The organism is Paenibacillus zeirhizosphaerae, assembly GCF_030705605.1.
GTDB classification, from domain to species: Bacteria; Bacillota; Bacilli; order Paenibacillales; family Paenibacillaceae; genus Paenibacillus; species Paenibacillus zeirhizosphaerae.
On the sequence record NZ_JAPCKK010000006.1, the window covers coordinates 1 to 15,843 of the forward strand.

15 protein-coding genes and 2 rRNA genes are annotated in these 15,843 nt (G+C 48.8%); 10 read left to right on the top strand and 7 right to left on the bottom strand.

Features of this window, described 5'->3' with window-relative positions; translation table 11 throughout:
- Nucleotides 1-83: ribosomal RNA gene (locus tag OIN60_RS02825) — 23S ribosomal RNA — on the top strand; the annotation flags it as partial.
- 196 nt (nucleotides 84-279) lie between these two features.
- Nucleotides 280-396: ribosomal RNA gene (gene rrf / locus OIN60_RS02830) — 5S ribosomal RNA — on the top strand.
- Between the two features lie 155 nt (nucleotides 397-551).
- On the opposite strand, the gene OIN60_RS02835 is transcribed toward rrf, so the two are convergent.
- Both OIN60_RS02835 and OIN60_RS02840 read right to left on the bottom strand, forming a co-directional pair.
- Nucleotides 552-1,412, bottom strand: a complete 861-nt coding sequence (locus OIN60_RS02835) for a hypothetical protein (RefSeq protein ID WP_305753369.1) — start codon at nucleotides 1,410-1,412, stop codon at nucleotides 552-554.
- A gap of 120 nt (nucleotides 1,413-1,532) precedes the next feature.
- Nucleotides 1,533-2,420 carry a LysR family transcriptional regulator gene (locus OIN60_RS02840; RefSeq protein WP_305753536.1) on the bottom strand — a complete coding sequence of 296 codons (888 nt, stop codon included), beginning with the start codon at nucleotides 2,418-2,420 and terminating at the stop codon, nucleotides 1,533-1,535.
- 183 nt (nucleotides 2,421-2,603) lie between these two features.
- On the opposite strand from OIN60_RS02840, the gene OIN60_RS02845 reads away from it, so the two are divergent.
- The 6 genes from OIN60_RS02845 to OIN60_RS02870 all read left to right on the top strand — a co-directional run bounded on the left by OIN60_RS02845 (nucleotide 2,604) and on the right by OIN60_RS02870 (nucleotide 9,383).
- A complete protein-coding gene (locus tag OIN60_RS02845) occupies nucleotides 2,604-3,632 on the top strand; it encodes an ABC transporter ATP-binding protein (RefSeq protein WP_305753370.1) in 1,029 nt (342 codons plus the stop codon).
- A gap of 21 nt (nucleotides 3,633-3,653) precedes the next feature.
- Nucleotides 3,654-4,718, top strand: a complete 1,065-nt coding sequence (locus tag OIN60_RS02850; protein WP_305753371.1) for an ABC transporter substrate-binding protein — start codon at nucleotides 3,654-3,656, stop codon at nucleotides 4,716-4,718.
- Nucleotides 4,719-4,822: 104 nt separating this feature from the next.
- Nucleotides 4,823-6,445: an ABC transporter permease gene (locus tag OIN60_RS02855; protein ID WP_305753537.1), complete on the top strand. Its 1,623-nt coding sequence runs from the start codon at nucleotides 4,823-4,825 to the stop codon at nucleotides 6,443-6,445.
- Complete coding sequence (locus tag OIN60_RS02860) at nucleotides 6,445-7,770, top strand: MBL fold metallo-hydrolase (protein WP_305753538.1); 1,326 nt, start codon at nucleotides 6,445-6,447, stop codon at nucleotides 7,768-7,770. Before OIN60_RS02855 ends, OIN60_RS02860 begins: the two co-directional genes overlap by 1 nt.
- Nucleotides 7,771-8,314: 544 nt before the next feature.
- Entirely contained in the window at nucleotides 8,315-8,809 is a 495-nt protein-coding gene (locus tag OIN60_RS02865; RefSeq protein WP_305753372.1) for a DUF6933 domain-containing protein, read from the top strand.
- Between the two features lie 28 nt (nucleotides 8,810-8,837).
- A complete protein-coding gene (locus tag OIN60_RS02870) occupies nucleotides 8,838-9,383 on the top strand; it encodes a GrpB family protein (protein WP_305753373.1) in 546 nt (181 codons plus the stop codon).
- A gap of 125 nt (nucleotides 9,384-9,508) precedes the next feature.
- On the opposite strand, the gene OIN60_RS02875 is transcribed toward OIN60_RS02870, so the two are convergent.
- The 4 genes from OIN60_RS02875 to OIN60_RS02890 form a co-directional block, all read right to left on the bottom strand.
- On the bottom strand, nucleotides 9,509-9,781 hold the full coding sequence (locus OIN60_RS02875; protein WP_305753374.1) for a hypothetical protein: 273 nt from the start codon (nucleotides 9,779-9,781) through the stop codon (nucleotides 9,509-9,511).
- Complete coding sequence (locus OIN60_RS02880; protein ID WP_305753375.1) at nucleotides 9,759-10,649, bottom strand: Tle-like phospholipase domain-containing protein; 891 nt, start codon at nucleotides 10,647-10,649, stop codon at nucleotides 9,759-9,761. The genes OIN60_RS02875 and OIN60_RS02880 overlap by 23 nt, the downstream gene beginning before the upstream one ends.
- Before the next feature lie 29 nt (nucleotides 10,650-10,678).
- Nucleotides 10,679-10,966 (bottom strand): hypothetical protein, encoded by a 288-nt coding sequence (locus tag OIN60_RS02885; protein ID WP_305753376.1) that lies wholly within the window; start codon nucleotides 10,964-10,966, stop codon nucleotides 10,679-10,681.
- A 239-nt stretch (nucleotides 10,967-11,205) separates the two neighbouring features.
- Entirely contained in the window at nucleotides 11,206-11,487 is a 282-nt protein-coding gene (locus OIN60_RS02890; protein ID WP_305753377.1) for a hypothetical protein, read from the bottom strand.
- 325 nt (nucleotides 11,488-11,812) lie between these two features.
- Here OIN60_RS02890 and OIN60_RS02895 point away from each other — a divergent pair, with 325 nt between their 5' ends.
- Together OIN60_RS02895 and OIN60_RS02900 are read left to right on the top strand one after the other, a co-directional pair.
- Nucleotides 11,813-12,784, top strand: a complete 972-nt coding sequence (locus OIN60_RS02895) for an aldo/keto reductase (protein ID WP_305753378.1) — start codon at nucleotides 11,813-11,815, stop codon at nucleotides 12,782-12,784.
- A 227-nt stretch (nucleotides 12,785-13,011) separates the two neighbouring features.
- A complete protein-coding gene (locus tag OIN60_RS02900) occupies nucleotides 13,012-14,007 on the top strand; it encodes a ketoacyl-ACP synthase III (RefSeq protein WP_305753379.1) in 996 nt (331 codons plus the stop codon).
- Between the two features lie 74 nt (nucleotides 14,008-14,081).
- Here the strand turns inward: OIN60_RS02900 and OIN60_RS02905 are convergent, their stop codons facing one another.
- Entirely contained in the window at nucleotides 14,082-15,671 is a 1,590-nt protein-coding gene (locus tag OIN60_RS02905) for an amidase family protein (protein ID WP_370872356.1), read from the bottom strand.
- Between the last annotated feature and the right edge of the window lie 172 nt (nucleotides 15,672-15,843).

Here is a 15,843-nt window from a genome sequence, read left to right on the forward strand (position 1 = left end):
AGACGACGAGGTAGATAGGCTGGGGGTGGAAGTGCAGCAATGCATGGAGCTGACCAGTACTAATCGGTCGAGGGCTTATCCTAAAGGTTCTAAAAGGCAATGAACGTTTCGGATCCAGTTTTCAGGGCGTAATAGCCTTGAAAGAAAGACGCTATGAAATTCATACACACTGTACGTGATGTACCGAATTTCTCGCGGCAACATGAAGCTGCATGTCTTTTCTGTAGTTGGTTATTTTCCTGAAGTGATTCGGGGAGTAATTCGACCGAAAAAAACCTGTCTGGTGGCGATAGCGGAGGGGTTCCACGCGTACCCATCCCGAACACGACCGTTAAGCCCTCCAGCGCCGATGGTACTTGGACCGAAGGGTCCTGGGAGAGTAGGACGTTGCCAGGCAAGCATTAAACAAGCCTGTCATCGAATTATCGATAACAGGCTTGTTTTTATCTGGCTTACAGACTCCTTATCATCCTGAAGCAAATCATAACGATGTATACGTTCAACCTAGTTACCAAGCCCATCATGAGATCAATGATGGGCTTGGTTTGTCATTAATATCTTTCCAGAATCAGCTGTGTTTTCAAACCGTCTACGGGAAGCAGCCAGTTATTTGCGGTCAGTGTGTCCATCAGCTTGGAGCGCAGCCGGGTGGCGGTCTCCCGATCATCGGTTTTAAAGGAAATTTCAATCAGGTTCTCGATTCCTGTACCTTCGCTGTTTCGGATTGGCCATACCTCCAGAGTAAGCTCCTGATCCTCCCAATTCCCCTCATAACGGTAAAAGGTCAAGGGACCATAGATTCGGGACTGGGATAGCTTCTGCTTCCCCCATTCCTTGGAAGACCATTTCTCGAGCTTGCCCGGCAGCTTGTCCAGCAGCAGCGCCAGCGATTCCTGCTCGGAAGGCATCTGTGTACCTGCTGCGTTGGTGTTTACCTTCTTGGTGTTGGAGAAACTGAGCGTCTGCTTGCCATAGCCCCAATCGATCTCGGCTTCATAATTGTCGTCTGAGGCATCAAAGCCCTCCTTATTAGCCAAGCTGAGGGCGGCATCAATATCACCGTTGATGATCGGATACCGCTTTTTGTAGGTTAGCTCATAGTTATTTTTGTCCTCTTTTTTACGGAATCGCACATCCCAGCCTTGTTCGTTCAGTTCCAGTTGATCGGTATCGTAATACGCTACACCGATTGCTTGTGGTGATGAGTTAAGCCCGAGCTTCTGAATTACGTCTTCCTGGACGTGTCCATTGGAGGTTAATACAGCTTCTGGTTTGGCAATGAATTTCACTTCGTAGGAAGGCACCGCATTTGCGGCGGCGGCCACGGGCTGTATCTCGCTTCCGGCGAATACGCTTCCCAACGCTGTGAAGCTCAGCACCGCTGCCATCGTCATCTGTTTCCATTTTTTCAAGATCTACCACTCCCTTTGGATTATTGAACACTGCTTCACTCTAAATGAGAAGTAAACGGGAGTTGTTAACAAAGAGAAGGAATTGCATCAAATTTCCATAGAATTTTTGAATAGCATGCTTCATTTTTTCAGGGCGCTTGCCTCCCGTAGTACCTCCTGAAAACGTCCGATCTGCACGGAAGGCAAGCGATCTGCATTATGAATACTGTAAATATACCGGGATGCCCGGAGCCCGGGAATTGGGAGGATATGCAGCCAGCCTTGCTCTTTTTCTCGCCGGATGGCCATTCGTGACATAAACGAAATATGATCTCCCAGCAGGACCAGTTGTTTGATCGCTTCCAAAGAATCCAGTTCCACGGTACTGCGGAGACGGATGTTATGTTGGTTAACCCATTGGTCTGTTAACTGCCGTGTGCTTGATTCTGTTCCATGAAGGGCAAAAGGCGTGCGGGCAATCTGCTCAGGGTCGGGCGATTCCGATTTTGTCAGCGGATGTCCGGCGGCGCATACGAGGACCAGATCATCGGAGCACAAGGATTCGGCCAGCAAACCTTGTCCGGTGAAAGGCTCTGACGAGACGATACCCAGATCGATCTGATGCCGGGTAAGCATATCCCGGATCACTGGTGAAGGTTTGACGGACAAGGAGATCCGAATGCCCGGGAATTCCCGCGAAAAAGTCTGCAAAATGAGTGGAAGCAAGTAGGTCGCAGGAACATAGCTCGCACCGATATGCAGCGTACCGCGGTACAAGCTGTCATACTCCCTGACGACGCGGTGTGACTCTTTGGCAAGAGCATTTATTTTGACGGCGTAATGGAGCAAGGCTTGCCCGGCCTCGGTAAGAAACGTTTTGCCGCTTCGGGATTCAAACAATTTGACTTGCATCTCCTCCTCCAGCGACTTCATATGAAACGTAACTGTAGGTTGCTTGATGCCGAGTATTTCGGCGACGCTGGTCATGTGGTGATGGCGGTCGATCAATTCGACAATTTGCAGTTTCATCAGATTCACGTAACGATCTCCCCCTTGATTCTTCCCTATATATGCTCTCTATATAGATTTAATCTATGAGTATCAATAGAATTCAAATAAAAAGTTAATTATGTATTTACATAAGTCTAATAGAACGCTTGAACGCAAGCGTTACACTAAAAGCAGCTCAAAAAAAGAACAGGCGGGATCAGCATGGAGATCGAAATCAAAGGGATTCATAAATCGTTTCAAGGCACGCCCGCCCTGATTCCTACCGATTTGACATTGCGGCAAGGCCAGTTCACGACATTGCTCGGACCTTCCGGCTGCGGCAAAACGACGCTCCTGCGCATGATCGCAGGCTTGGAGCAACCCGACGGCGGGGAAATCTATTCGGCTGGCAAGTGTATCTACTCGGCGGGGAACAAGACTGACGTGCCAGCGCACAAGCGGCATTTTGGGATGGTGTTTCAGGATTTTGCGCTGTGGCCGCACATGACGGTATTTGAAAATGTCGCCTTTGGCTTGAAAGCCGCAAAGCAGAATGCCGGTCTCAGGGAAAAGGTAACTGAAGCACTGGCCATGGTTCGGTTGAGAGGGATGGAAGACCGCTACCCCCATCAGCTGTCCGGCGGACAGCAGCAGCGGGTTGCTTTTGCCAGGGCGGTGGCGATTCGTCCAGCCCTGGTGCTGTTTGACGAACCGTTAAGTGCACTGGATGCGGTGTTAAGGGAGGAAATGCGGGTCGAAATGATGTCACTTGTGAAGGACATGGGGTTAACGGCGTTGTACGTCACTCATGATCAGGTCGAAGCGATGTCGATGTCCGATGAAATCGTGGTCATGCGCAAGGGGGAAGTGCTGCAGCAGGGGACACCGGAGACGATATACGGAGCGCCGAGGCATCCCTTTGTTGCTTCGTTCATCGGCAAGTCGAACTGGCTGGAGCCGAACTGTTCGATGGTACGGCCGGAGCAGGTGCGCTGGAGCAGAAGCTCGGCGGACGATTTAAGTTATGTGGCAACGGTCCGGCATGTCAGCTATGTCGGCGAGCGTTACGAGATTCGGCTGCAGGTGGACGGGCTGGATCAGTGGACCGCATATTCTGTTAGCAGGATCGCCGTCGGGGAGCGTATAACGCTCTACATTCCTCCGAAAGTGATCTGCCGGATGCAGGACAGAACAGGCACGGTTGCTGAAGAGCGTAAGGATACCAAACGAGTGCTCGCAGTTTCACGTTAAGGAAAAAGGGAGATGGTCAGGATGAAAAGAATGACACTACGGAAAAAGGGCGCATTGATGCTATTGGCGTCCGTAATGAGTATCGGTTTGTTTGGGTGCGGCAACACGTCTGGAGGAAATCAAGCGACTGCACCCGCGGAAGGCGGACAAGCCCCGGCTTCAGGGAACGCTTCAACAGGCGGGAAACTCGTGCTGTACAGCGCGGGTCCCCAGAAGCTGGCGGATAATATCGTCAGCGGTTTTGAAGCCAAGACTGGGGTGAAAGTCGAAATGTTCCAGGGGACGACGGGTAAAATTTTAGCCAGACTGGAAGCGGAAAAGGCAAATCCGGTAGCGGATGTCGTCATTCTGGCTTCTCTCCCGACGGCGCAAGCGCTGAAAGCGGAGGGACTGACCATGCCGTATCCGGATGCCGTGAATAGCGATAAGCTCAATAAGGAGTGGTCGGACGCGGAGGGACACTATTTCAGCACGAGCGCATCGGCGCTCGGAATCGTCTATAATACCAACCTGGTATCGACACCGCCTCAAAGCTGGAGCGACCTGGAGCTGCCGGAATGGAAGGATGCTGCCAATATTCCAGATCCGACGCTGTCGGGTTCTGCGCTTGATTTTATGACGGGATATTTAAGTGTGAAGGGCGAAGAAGGATGGGGACTTTTTGAGCAATACAAAGCCAACGGCATGGCCATGGCCGGAGCCAATCAGGAAGCACTTGACCCGGTAATTACTGGAGCCAAGAGTGTAGTGGCAGCCGGGGTTGATTATATGGCCTATTCAGCGAAAGCCAAAGGTGAGCCGGTGGACATTGTATATCCAGCCGAAGGCACGGTGGTTAGCCCGCGACCGGCAGCTATTTTGAAATCCAGCGAGAATGTGGATAATGCCAAAGCATTTATCGATTACCTGCTCTCGGATGAAGCGCAAAAGCTCGTCGCAGAAGCTTATCTGATTCCTGGACGCGAGGATGTGGAAGCCGAAGGCCGGACCAACCTGAAAGACATCCCTCTTCTACCGGTGGATTGGACATGGATGAATGACCACGGGGATGAGGTAGCAGCACGTTTTTCCGAAGTTTTTAAATAAACGATATGAAGCACAGGAAAGGCAATGTGAGGTGAGCATCAGTGAAGTCTGCCGTTAAGGACAGCCCAAGCTTCTTTCGAAATGTCGGAATCATACTCGCTTTAATGCTGCTCGTTATAGGTATCGTTATACCGCTGCTGCTGATTTTCTGGCAAAGTGTGTACACGGATCAAGGATGGGACTGGCTGGCACCCATACGTACGATAGCCAGTCATGATCTGTTCGGCGTGCTCCTGCAGACTCTGTGGCTCGGGGTTTGTGTGGTGGCGGGGACGACGCTGCTGGCTTTGCCCTTGGCTTGGATGATGGCCAAGACGCGGATGGGACGGCATCGGTGGGTGGACGTCGTACTTATGATCCCGTTTATGACGCCCCCCTATATCGGCTCAATGGGCTGGATTCTGTTTATGCAAAAAGGTGGATACCTGCAGCAATGGCTGCCGGGGAGTGGAGTGTGGAGCGAGTCCTTCTTTAGCTTCGGCGGAATGGTGCTGATCATGTGCCTGCATTTGTTTCCTTTTCTGTATTTGCTGCTGCGCGATGCGATGATCCGCATCGGCGGCCACCTGGAAGAGGCAGGGGCGGTACACGGTGCCGGCCCCGGATACCGCTTCAGAAAGATCATGCTGCCGCTGCTGTTGTCCTCGTACGGCATGGGCGCCATGCTGGTATTCGTGAAAACGATAGCCGAGTTCGGTACACCCGCAACGTTTGGCCGCCGAATCGGATATTATGTGATGACCTCAGAGATCCATAAATACATATCCAGTTGGCCAATCGATTTCGGAAAAGCAACCTCGCTGGCATCGATTCTGCTGTCGGTATGTCTGGTCATGTGGTATATGCAATCCACCGTGAGCCGAAGGTTTACTTACCGCTTGGTCGGGGGCAAAGGCCAACGCACCAAAAGGTATACCCTCCGCGGAGCTGCCGGTGTGGCTTGCGTGTCGTACATGGGGCTGCTGCTGGTATTATCCGTAGGCATTCCTTACTTTTCGGTCATCGCGGCTTCTTTAATGAAGCTTCGCGGCACGGGCTTGTCCATGGACAACTTGACGCTGGATCATTACAAAGAGCTGTTGTCCTGGGGTTCAGTAAGCTTGAGAGCGCTCGGGAACAGCTTGGGCTTATCACTCGCCGCTTCAACGGTGGCAGTTTTGCTGGGCAGCGGTTTTGCCTTGGCGGTCGGGAAGTCCCAGAGACGGATGCAGCGAGTCATTGACTTGTTCAGTCTACTGCCTAATACCGTGCCGGGCATTGTAATGGTAGTGGGATTGATTCTGTTCTGGAATTCGCCCTGGCTGCCGGCGACGCTTTATAACACTTATGGGATGGTTGTCCTTACTTATGTGATTCTGTTTCTCCCTTATACGGTCCAATATGTGAAGGCTAACTTTACGCAGATCGACGGGACCCTTTTTCAAGCTGGTCAAGTATTTGGGGGAGGCCCTCTGATGATTCTGCGGCGTATTTTGCTCCCGCTTATTGCGCCGGGTATGCTGGCGGGCTGGATCATGACGTTTACAATCGCAGCGCGGGAGCTGGTCGGGTCCTTGCTTGTCCTTCCACCGTCGATGCAGACGTCGGCAACCTATATATTTGCACAGTTTGAACAGGGGCAAGTATCGCTTGGTATGGCTATGGCCGTCGTTTCCGTCGGTATGACGGTGGTGCTGCTGCTGCTGGTTGAAACATTGAACTCTAAAAGAAAGTGGAATGCATCGTGATGAATCTCAAAGTTTGGGGCGGCGCGGGTGAGCATGGCCGCTCCGCTTATTTATTGAGGGGCAGCAGAGTGCATCTGCTGCTGGATTGCGGCGTTAAACGGGAAGGGACCGGGGAATATCCCCTCTTTGAACCTGATGTGGTTCCCAAGCTGGATGCTGTATTCTTGTCCCACGCTCATGAGGATCACTCGGTAGCCCTTCCGCTGCTGTACAGACTTGGTTATCATGGCGAAGTATGGACGACGCAGGAGACTGCGGCCCAGGTGGATTCTTATTTGGAGAGCTGGAAGGCATTCACTGAACGAGCAGGGGGGCTGCTTCCTTATGGTGAGACGGACCGTGGGGCGATCCGATACCGGTACATGGATGAAGTCGCATCAAGGTTGACGTGGTTTGAGGTGATCCCGGGCGTCGAGGCGATGTGGGGACGAAGCGGGCATATGGCCGGGGCGGTGTGGTTGTTAATCCGAACGGAAGGGAAAGTTATTTTCTATTCCGGTGATTACACGGCAGAATCCCTGCTGCTTGAGGAGGATTGCCCCGGCCAAGCGGATGGGCAGACCGAAAGTGCTGCGGACCTAGCTATTATGGATGCAGCTTACGGCACGGATGCGGAGACCCAAGCCGACAAGCTGGAGCAGTTGGGGCAGACCATCCGGAGTGTGGTGCAGCAGGGCGGCAAAGTTCTGCTGCCGGTACCGGCTGCGGGCCGGGGGCAGGAAATGCTGCTGTGGGTACATCGAAACTTCAGGGATACGCCGATCGTGATGGAGCCAGGCCTGCTCAGTGGGCTGGAGCGGCTCTTGCTCTGTCCGGAATGGCTACGTAAACGCGATATCGGTACAGGCGGGGACGCAAAAGGCGAGGTGGAATGGCTCCTTGGTCGAGACGATCTGCTCATCCCGGTAAGCGAAGATGATCGGTTGCGCCTGCTTGCGGAATTGGGGGCTTCGATATGGTTTATTACCGACGGCATGATGCAGTCGGAGTACGCCAGGTGGTACTATGACCAGTTATCCGGGGATCCGGGGAACCTTGTTTTGCTGACTGGCCATGCCTCTAAGGGGACCTTTGCCGACCGTCTACTGCGGCAGCCGGACTTATACGGAGCCTGTGATGTAAAAAAGCTCAGGTATAAGGTTCATCAAGGCCGCGAGGATGTCCGGCGGATGATGGCCGTGATGCCGGCACGGCACAATGTGCTGGTACATGCCGCCAAAGAAGAAACCGACCGTCTGCGAAGCCTGTTGGTGGAAGAGGGTGAGTCTGGTCATGCTAAAGTGCAGATTCATTCGATGTCTGCAGGTGAGGAATTGCCGTTCTAGGCGAATAATGAACCCAGAGAGCATTTAAGGGGTATACTTAGGTACTGCTCTAGGACACACTGTACTAGTGTCGTCAGCAAGTCCCTGAGGAGGCAACCGATCACTTTGGTTGGCTGGCGCACTTCCATGGCTGATGATTTGTGTTTGTAGATAGATAAGTTAAACCGTTGAAAGGACAGACGAGGCAGCTTCGTTCTGTTCTTTTTGTTAAATTGCATTTTTCATTTTTTTGAATGACTGATATACTGAGGAGGCAAATGAGGTGAAGATTACTCTACTTGGATGAAAGAACGATCAGTGTACGATTGGAGCGATACGGCGCTTTCGGGTTCATAGATACAAAAAGTTATCTGCAATTGTCGAAGACTAAACAGATATAATACGAGGAAAGTATCTTGCTTCACCCAATAGGAGAAGGACAATAGATAATGAAGTCAGAAGAAAATAAACAACAGGTTAATGAATTGAATGCAGATTCTAAGTAGTAGCAACAGCAGATAACATAATATTCAAACCCTGTAAATCAACAACAAGGAGAACAATAATGTACGTTATAAGAGCGACACAAAAACTGCTAAAAGAAATGGATTGTAAAGTGCCAAAAACAGATATATCTGTTCCGTTAAATACATGGCATGCCAATATGTTCACTTTGAATAGAAGAAAAACAATCGTATTCATGAATGACTTATCAAGATTAAGTTTAACGATCGTAGGAGTTAAAAAGGCACAATTAAAAAACATAGAAGAGCTATTCGTTAATGAACTAAGAAATTATTTAATGAGTGAGGAAATCGAAGAAAAGGTAATCAGCAGGTATATCAAAGAAAATGAAGGTATGATCATCACAACTACTAACAATCGAAGTGTGATAGGAACATTAAATGAAATTATCTATGTAATGAAAATCACAGAGCAAGAATTTGCTGAAGCAATAGAAAGAAATCAGTGGAATAATCGATTCATCTATAAAGCTATAAAATACGAGTATCCCATCGAGGCGTTTAAGAAGGCGATGGAAGAAAACTATAGAGGGTAATGAGCAATAAAATTTTGGAGGTACATGCATGGGAGAAAACCATAATAACAACTGGCCGGTTTGGGCTACAGAACCGGTTGAAATAAAGACTCCTGATCCTGCATGGTTAGAGAAGGGGAGATATGAAGTTAATCAATTAAGAGAACATCTTTCTCCTTTCGGAGTTAGTGAGATTGAGCATGTTGGAAGCACATCGATACCGAATCTCCCTGCAAAACCCATTATTGATATGATGGCACAGATTAAATCCTATGATGATTTAGAAGAGATTGTTGAAAAACTAAAAGCCGATAATTGGAATTATGTGCCACCGGAACTGGATGGACGAGAGTGGAGAAGATTTTTTGTCAAGGTTAAAGGCGATAAAAGACAATGTCATCTTCATCTTATGTTGGAGAATGAAGAACGGTGGGGAAAACAAATCATTTTCCGAGATAAACTTCGTGAAAATCCTTTATTGGCTAGACAATATGCCGAACTAAAAAGGAAGTTAGCAGAAGAGAACCATGATGATAGAGAAGCTTACACTTATGCAAAAACTGATTTTGTAAAGAGGGTATTAGAATCAGAATGATGATATTTATGTTTCTCAGAGATGGGTAATCCTTCAGATAATATTGATTATTTAGCGGCGTGCCATCCGTAACCTGCTGGATAATGCCGTCAGGCATAGTAGTGATTTCGTCATTCAAGGCTGCTTTAACGAGCCTGGTCAGCCTGGACCATAGCTTCTATGTACTGTAACAAGCTTTGTTTCTGCAGCTCGATGGACTGTATGCGTTGGGATAGGCCCGAAAAGAAAGCTTCAATCTGTGCTCTTGTTGTATTTGCGGCGTGTCCTTTCCAGTCACCGAGTCGCTTGTACAAGCTTTTGGCTTCGATCTCATCCGCCCGCAGCCGTTCCAGTAGACGGGTCAGCTCCCTTTCAGCCCTCCTTAGATCATGCAATTCAACCAGCAGCTTTCCGCCCATAAATGCTTCCCCCATGTAATCCGTTTTTAAATTCATACTGATTCAGGCTATGATAATTCGGTCCGCCAAAGGAGTTGCTGATCTTTTCGACAATACCGATATCTTTATTTGCATTCTCATAATTGGAATCTATGTAGTAGGTAGCTCCAACATGCCGGTCATATCCTCCGAAAAGGCCACTGGCCACAAAGTCCCCTGGATGAGCAAAATTAGTAATCTGGTTATCGAATTCGCCTTCTTCGGCTTTACGTTGCACCTCTGGTGTCAGACTGGATATTACCGAAGGCGCGCTAAAGGTTACAGCCGTCATTCCAGTGTAAGCTGCAGCATACTGTGCGTTTCCGCCTCCGAGTGAGTGCCCTGTAAGAGAGAATTTGTAGTCTTTATATTTACTCTGCATCTCTTTTGCGTAGTTTTCGGCTTCGTACATTTGATTGTTTTTGCCAGCAATAGAGGTCTTATCCAGTTTTTTGTCCAGTTCACCCAGCCAATTTTCCACATGGGTTGCTCCAGTGACATCCCTGACTTTTTGCGTGCTTTTGTCCAACCATTCAGGGGTGGTATCCAGACTTTGGTCAATTTTACGCCCGATTTCAGGTATGCCGATTCGGCCATCCATGATGAAGTCGGGGAGGGATGTCGATATTGGTGCGCTGCCTTCCGTTCCTCTATAGGCGATCACGGCTTGCTTGGTTTCAGGATTGTAGAAGGTTACTGCATTGAAGCCAGAAATGTTATTACTTATAGTGTCTTCAAGCACCTTCCAGCCAGGAAGATTTCCCAGTTCATCCTCCGTCGTTCTATCTTTATATGCTAGTTGGGACATCTTTTTATAAGTCTCATCATTTATTTTTGAAGGATCACTCATTGAATTTACCTCCGTTTGGAATTATAATGCTACATTTCCTCATTAAATGGGTCATAGCCCTTGGCAATAATAGCTTTTTTAAGTTCCTGGCTCATTACAAAGTCAAGGGCTTTTTTAGTGTTATAGTCGTAGGAGATATCAAAGCGCTGTTCTTCATGATTTACTACGTATCCTTCCATAGCAATTTGTGAAAGAGCCATCTCAGGTAGTAACTTGTGTTTAGTGATTACAACGTCCATATCAAATTTTTCTTTAAAATATTGAACAGCAGTCGCTTCAGCCTCCTCAAATAAGGCTTCTTTTTCGCTGTCTTTCATCTTCTGGCATCCCCCTAGCAAAGAAGTGATGACGACTATAAAAAAAATCAAGAATAAACTCTTATAAACATATTTGATGGTTATCACCTTTTTCAAAATATATATAGATTATATTGGTGTAAAAAGGAAAATACTAACATAGTCTAATGTATCATCTTCCTAGTGAACTCGTCCTGCCCTGAAAGTAGCTTTCTAATGGCGAGGGGCCCAGTGTCTCCTGACTGCAGTAGCAAATAAACTTATTTCATGTCAGGGTCAAACCCTTTATCTTTAAGAGCCTGACTAAACTCCCGACTAACTGAACCCCCGGTCACGACGTTCTTTTTATAGTCATAAGTTAAATTAAATTTCTGATCCTCATGACCCTTGACATGTCCTATTACTGAAACCTCTGAAACAGCCATCGTCGGTAATAGTTTATGATCTGTAATAACAATTTCTATGTTGAATTTCTCTTTGAAATAATCGACCGCAAAGGGATCAGCTTCATTAAATAAAGCTTGTTTATCTGTTTCATTCATCTGGCAACCCCCTAGCAAAGCAGCAGTTAAGATTATTGAAAATATTAGAAATAAACCATTATAAAAAATTTTGATCGCAATCACCTTTTTCGAATAAAAGTAAGCATACATAAGTTATATTAGTGTAAAAAGGGAAATACTAACATGGTCCAATGGGGCATTTTTCTTGGGCCAATGTATTGTTTTCACAGTGAACTCATCGCATTAGCCTGTTAGCGCCATTACTAGTAAAAGCGTACTGTGGTTGCTCCCACTACTACGGTTTAGAATAAGATCATGCTTTAACAATCCATATTCGAAACTACGGAAAAGAGGGGACTAACCGATGGAAAATAGATTACCAAGACGGAAACTGGGTGGGCTTGGGCTTGAAGTGTCGGCATTAGGATTGGGTACGATGATGATGCCGGACAACGAAGAGTCGGTGTATACTATTCATGGCGCGTTGGATCTGGGTGTTACAATGTTCGATACGGCGGATATTTATGGCGAAAAATCCATGGAAGGAAAATTCGGCGGCAACGAGCGAACGGTTGGCCGAGCCTTGAAGGGACGGCGGGACCAAGCTGTGATTGCGACCAAATTTGGCATCGTTGGGCTGGATATGACAGCACACGGGCACCCTGCTTACGTGAAAAAATCGGTAGACGCCAGCCTTCTGCAGCTTGGTGTGGATTATATCGATCTGTACTATCAGCATCGCATGGATCCGAATACGCCCATCGAGGAAACGGTAGGTGCTATGGCGGACCTCGTTCAGGAAGGAAAAATACGTTATATCGGTCTGTCTGAAGCTTCAGCCGATCAGATTCGCCGTGCGCATGCGGTTCATCCGTTAACTGCGGTGGAAACGGAATATTCACTGTGGAGCCGCGAAGTTGAGGACGAGGTGCTGCCTGTTCTTCGTGAGCTGGGCATCGGTTTTGTTCCGTACAGCCCGCTTGGCCGTGGTTTCCTTACAGGGCAAATCCGGACCTTCGACGATCTGCCTGCAGATGATTATCGCCGCTTTTTCCCCCGCTTCCAGGGTGAAAACTTCAGCAAAAACCTGGAGGTTGCCGCTCTAATCGAAAAGTTTGCCGCCCGCAAAGGCTGTGCACCGTCTCAGCTTGCTCTGGCCTGGCTGCTTGCGCAGGGTGAGCAGATCGTTCCGATTCCGGGTACGAAACGTTTGGATCGAGTTCGTGAAAACCTAGGTGCACTGGAAGTAACGCTTTCCGCAGAGGAACTGGCGGAGATCGAACGCATTTCGCCGCATGGCGTCGCGGCTGGAGGGCGTTTCCCGAGCTTTCAGTAATTTTGGCACGAGGTCTGGATATCAAGCAAAATCTTTTATATAACAGAGCCGCTCTGGAGGTCTGCATTCGACCTCGGAGCGGCTCTATTTTTGTTGAAGTACAGAATTTGTACACCCTCAGTAAAAAAAATAGTACCAGGTACTAATACCAAGTGTTATAATAACGAATGTACATGTTGAGCTGAACGCATGGACATTCAAATCCTGCATTCGAGAGGAGAAATACTATGCTGCAATCTACAGCGAGAATAGCTGCCATTGGAACTTATGTGCCTGATAAAATAATGAGTAACGAGGATCTGGAGAAGCTGGTGGATACCAGTGACGAATGGATCGTACAGCGGACTGGCATGAGAGAACGCCGGATTGCCGCTCCCGATCAGTTTGTTTCTGATTTGGCTATCCGTGCGGTTCAAAACATGATGCAAGCCTACAATGTTCAGGTGCAGGATGTAGATATGATCATGGTCGCCACCAGCACACCTGACTATCATTTCCCGAATGTCGCTTCACGCATTCAAGATGCCTTTGGGATCGCTCACACGGGCTCGCTTGATCTTGGAGCAGCCTGCGCAGGATTCACTTATGGGCTTCATGTAGCTAACGGGTTGATTACGGCAGGCCTGCATCGGAAAATCCTTGTCGTCGGAGCCGAAACACTGTCCAAAATAACGGATTATACGGACCGGACAACCTGTATCTTGTTCGGCGACGGAGCAGGGGCCGTGTTGGTGGAGTATGATGAGCAGAATCCGGGCTTTATCACGTCAGATATCGGTACAGACGGCTCGGGAGGCATCCATTTGTACCAAACAGCATTGTCCAAAAAAATGAATGAAACCGAGCTTAACGACAGCGGCCATCTGGTGCAGAACGGAAGAGAAGTTTACAAATGGGCGGTGCGAAACGTACCAGCCGGAGTGGAGCGGCTTTTGCAGCAAGGAGGCATCCATACGGAACAGTTGGATTGGTTCGTTCCCCATAGCGCCAACCTGCGCATGATCGAGTCGATTGCGGAAAAAGCAGCCATACCAATGGAAAAAGCATTGACAAGTGTGGAGTACAACGGCAATACCTCGGCTGCTTCCATTCCCCTGGCATTACAGACAGGCATTAACGAAGGAAAGCTGAGACAGGGGGACAAAATCCTATTGTACGGTTTTGGCGGCGGGTTAACCTATGCTGGTCTGCTGCTGACATGGGGGGCTCCTGACTTACAATGAATATAACCTTATTGAACCCCGGGATTTCACGAGATGAAGTGCCCGGGGTTGCTTTTTCTGTAAAAGTGAATGGATCAGGGGGTTAGCTGTGGAGCTTTTCTATGATGTGTGCCCTGCTCGTAGCTATAGGCCAATTTGATTAACGTCTCTTCGTCAAAGGCCCTGCCCAAAAATTCAATGCCGACAGGCAGTCCAACGGGGGTAAATCCGGCAGGCACCGTTATGGCAGGGAAGCCGGAAAAAGGACTGAGCCTGTTGTTGCCGCCTGCGTTTTGTTCTTGTCCGATTACAGCCGCGGTCTGTGTGGTGGAAGGATACACGATGGCATCCAGATGATTGTCAGCCATCACTTTAAGCAGAGCTTCCCGCGTCACTTTAGTGCGTTTCAGCACGATATCCTTGTATTCTTCCGTATTGAGGGATTCACGGGCATTCCGTGTTTTCATGGACTCTTCCTGTTTTTTGTCGAATTGACCGGATTCAATGATAGCGGACAGGCTGTCATAAGGAGCGGAGGGCCCCAGCTCGTGCAGATAATCATTTAACTGAAATTTGAATTCGTAGCTGCTGAGGCTCGGATAGCTCATGATCTCGGACAGATTCGGAATTGGAACCGGCACAGTTTCTGCACCGAGCGCTTTCAGCTCATCGACTGCCTTGTAAACAACGTCTGTAACCGCCATCTCTTCAGGCTTGCTGCCAAATAACTCTACTGCTACCCCGATCCGTGCTCCCTTCAAACCGTCGATCTGGAGAAAATCCGTATAGCTGGCGGGAGTCTCCCCGATGCTGTAGGCAGTGGCCACATCGTCCGGATCATAACCGGCTGTAGCATCAAGCAGAAGGGCGGCGTCAGCAACGGTGCGCGCCATAGGTCCGCCGACATCCTGAGTAAGGGCCAGCGGAATAATGCCGTCCCGGCTCGTAAGTCCGATGGTGGGCCGGATGCCGACAAGGCTGTTGAAGGTGGACGGAATGCGGATGGAGCCGCCAGTATCGGTGCCGAGCCCGGCGGCTGCGAAGTTTGCGGCAATGGCAGCGCCAGTGCCCCCGCTGGAGCCGCCCGGATAGCGGGTAAGGTCATACGGATTCAGCGTCTGTCCGCCAAGGGAGCTGGAGGTGGTAATGCCGAATGCGAATTCATGCAGGTTGGTTTTGCCTAAAACAATCGCACCAGCCTCTTTCAGTTTGGCTATTTGGTGCGCATCCTCGGCTGGAACGGAATCTTTAAGGCATAAGCACCCTGCTGTGGTGGGCATATCGGACGTATCAAAATTGTCCTTGACCAGAATGGGGATACCGTGCAGAGGGGAGCGCGGCCCTTTTTCTTGCCGTTCCCGGTCCAGTTGTTCTGCAATTTTAAGCGCATCCGGGTTAAGCGTAAGCACTGCATTTAAGTTCATGCCTTTGTCATCATAGGTCTTGATACGGTCAAGATACATTTGCACCAGCTTTTTTGATGTGAGATTTCCTTCCTCCATAGCCTGTTGCATTTCTGCAATTGTAGCTTCCTCCAGAATGAAGGCTTTTGAGGCCACGGAAACGTTTTTTTCGACCGACGCTGCAGCAGCAGTAGGGCTTGTCCACACCAGAGCTCCTGCAATCAGCACTCCGCTAAGCAGTGCAATGCTTCCACCTCGAAGAAACTTCAATGGGTTCTGCAAATGGGTTCACACTCCTTTGTATTCGTCGTGTTATGTATAATCTAGAAATATCATAGTTTGGTGATAGATAAGTTTACAAGTTTGTAAATGGTGATTTAGTCTTAGAAACAGCCTTATTTCACGATAATACTATTTATTTCATTCATTCTAGTGGTTTGATAGATTTTTTATT

Coding starts and splice junctions, on each gene's coding strand:
- OIN60_RS02870 (WP_305753373.1), top strand. CDS start 8,838: ATGGGAGAAAACCATAATAACAACTGGCCGGTTTGGGCTACAGAACCG.
- OIN60_RS02880 (WP_305753375.1), bottom strand. CDS start 10,649: ATGAGTGATCCTTCAAAAATAAATGATGAGACTTATAAAAAGATGTCC.
- OIN60_RS02895 (WP_305753378.1), top strand. CDS start 11,813: ATGGAAAATAGATTACCAAGACGGAAACTGGGTGGGCTTGGGCTTGAA.
- OIN60_RS02850 (WP_305753371.1), top strand. CDS start 3,654: ATGAAAAGAATGACACTACGGAAAAAGGGCGCATTGATGCTATTGGCG.
- OIN60_RS02890 (WP_305753377.1), bottom strand. CDS start 11,487: ATGAATGAAACAGATAAACAAGCTTTATTTAATGAAGCTGATCCCTTT.
- OIN60_RS02845 (WP_305753370.1), top strand. CDS start 2,604: ATGGAGATCGAAATCAAAGGGATTCATAAATCGTTTCAAGGCACGCCC.
- OIN60_RS02860 (WP_305753538.1), top strand. CDS start 6,445: ATGAATCTCAAAGTTTGGGGCGGCGCGGGTGAGCATGGCCGCTCCGCT.
- OIN60_RS02840 (WP_305753536.1), bottom strand. CDS start 2,420: ATGAAACTGCAAATTGTCGAATTGATCGACCGCCATCACCACATGACC.
- OIN60_RS02885 (WP_305753376.1), bottom strand. CDS start 10,966: ATGAAAGACAGCGAAAAAGAAGCCTTATTTGAGGAGGCTGAAGCGACT.
- OIN60_RS02900 (WP_305753379.1), top strand. CDS start 13,012: ATGCTGCAATCTACAGCGAGAATAGCTGCCATTGGAACTTATGTGCCT.
- OIN60_RS02855 (WP_305753537.1), top strand. CDS start 4,823: ATGCTGCTCGTTATAGGTATCGTTATACCGCTGCTGCTGATTTTCTGG.
- OIN60_RS02865 (WP_305753372.1), top strand. CDS start 8,315: ATGTACGTTATAAGAGCGACACAAAAACTGCTAAAAGAAATGGATTGT.
- OIN60_RS02875 (WP_305753374.1), bottom strand. CDS start 9,781: ATGGGCGGAAAGCTGCTGGTTGAATTGCATGATCTAAGGAGGGCTGAA.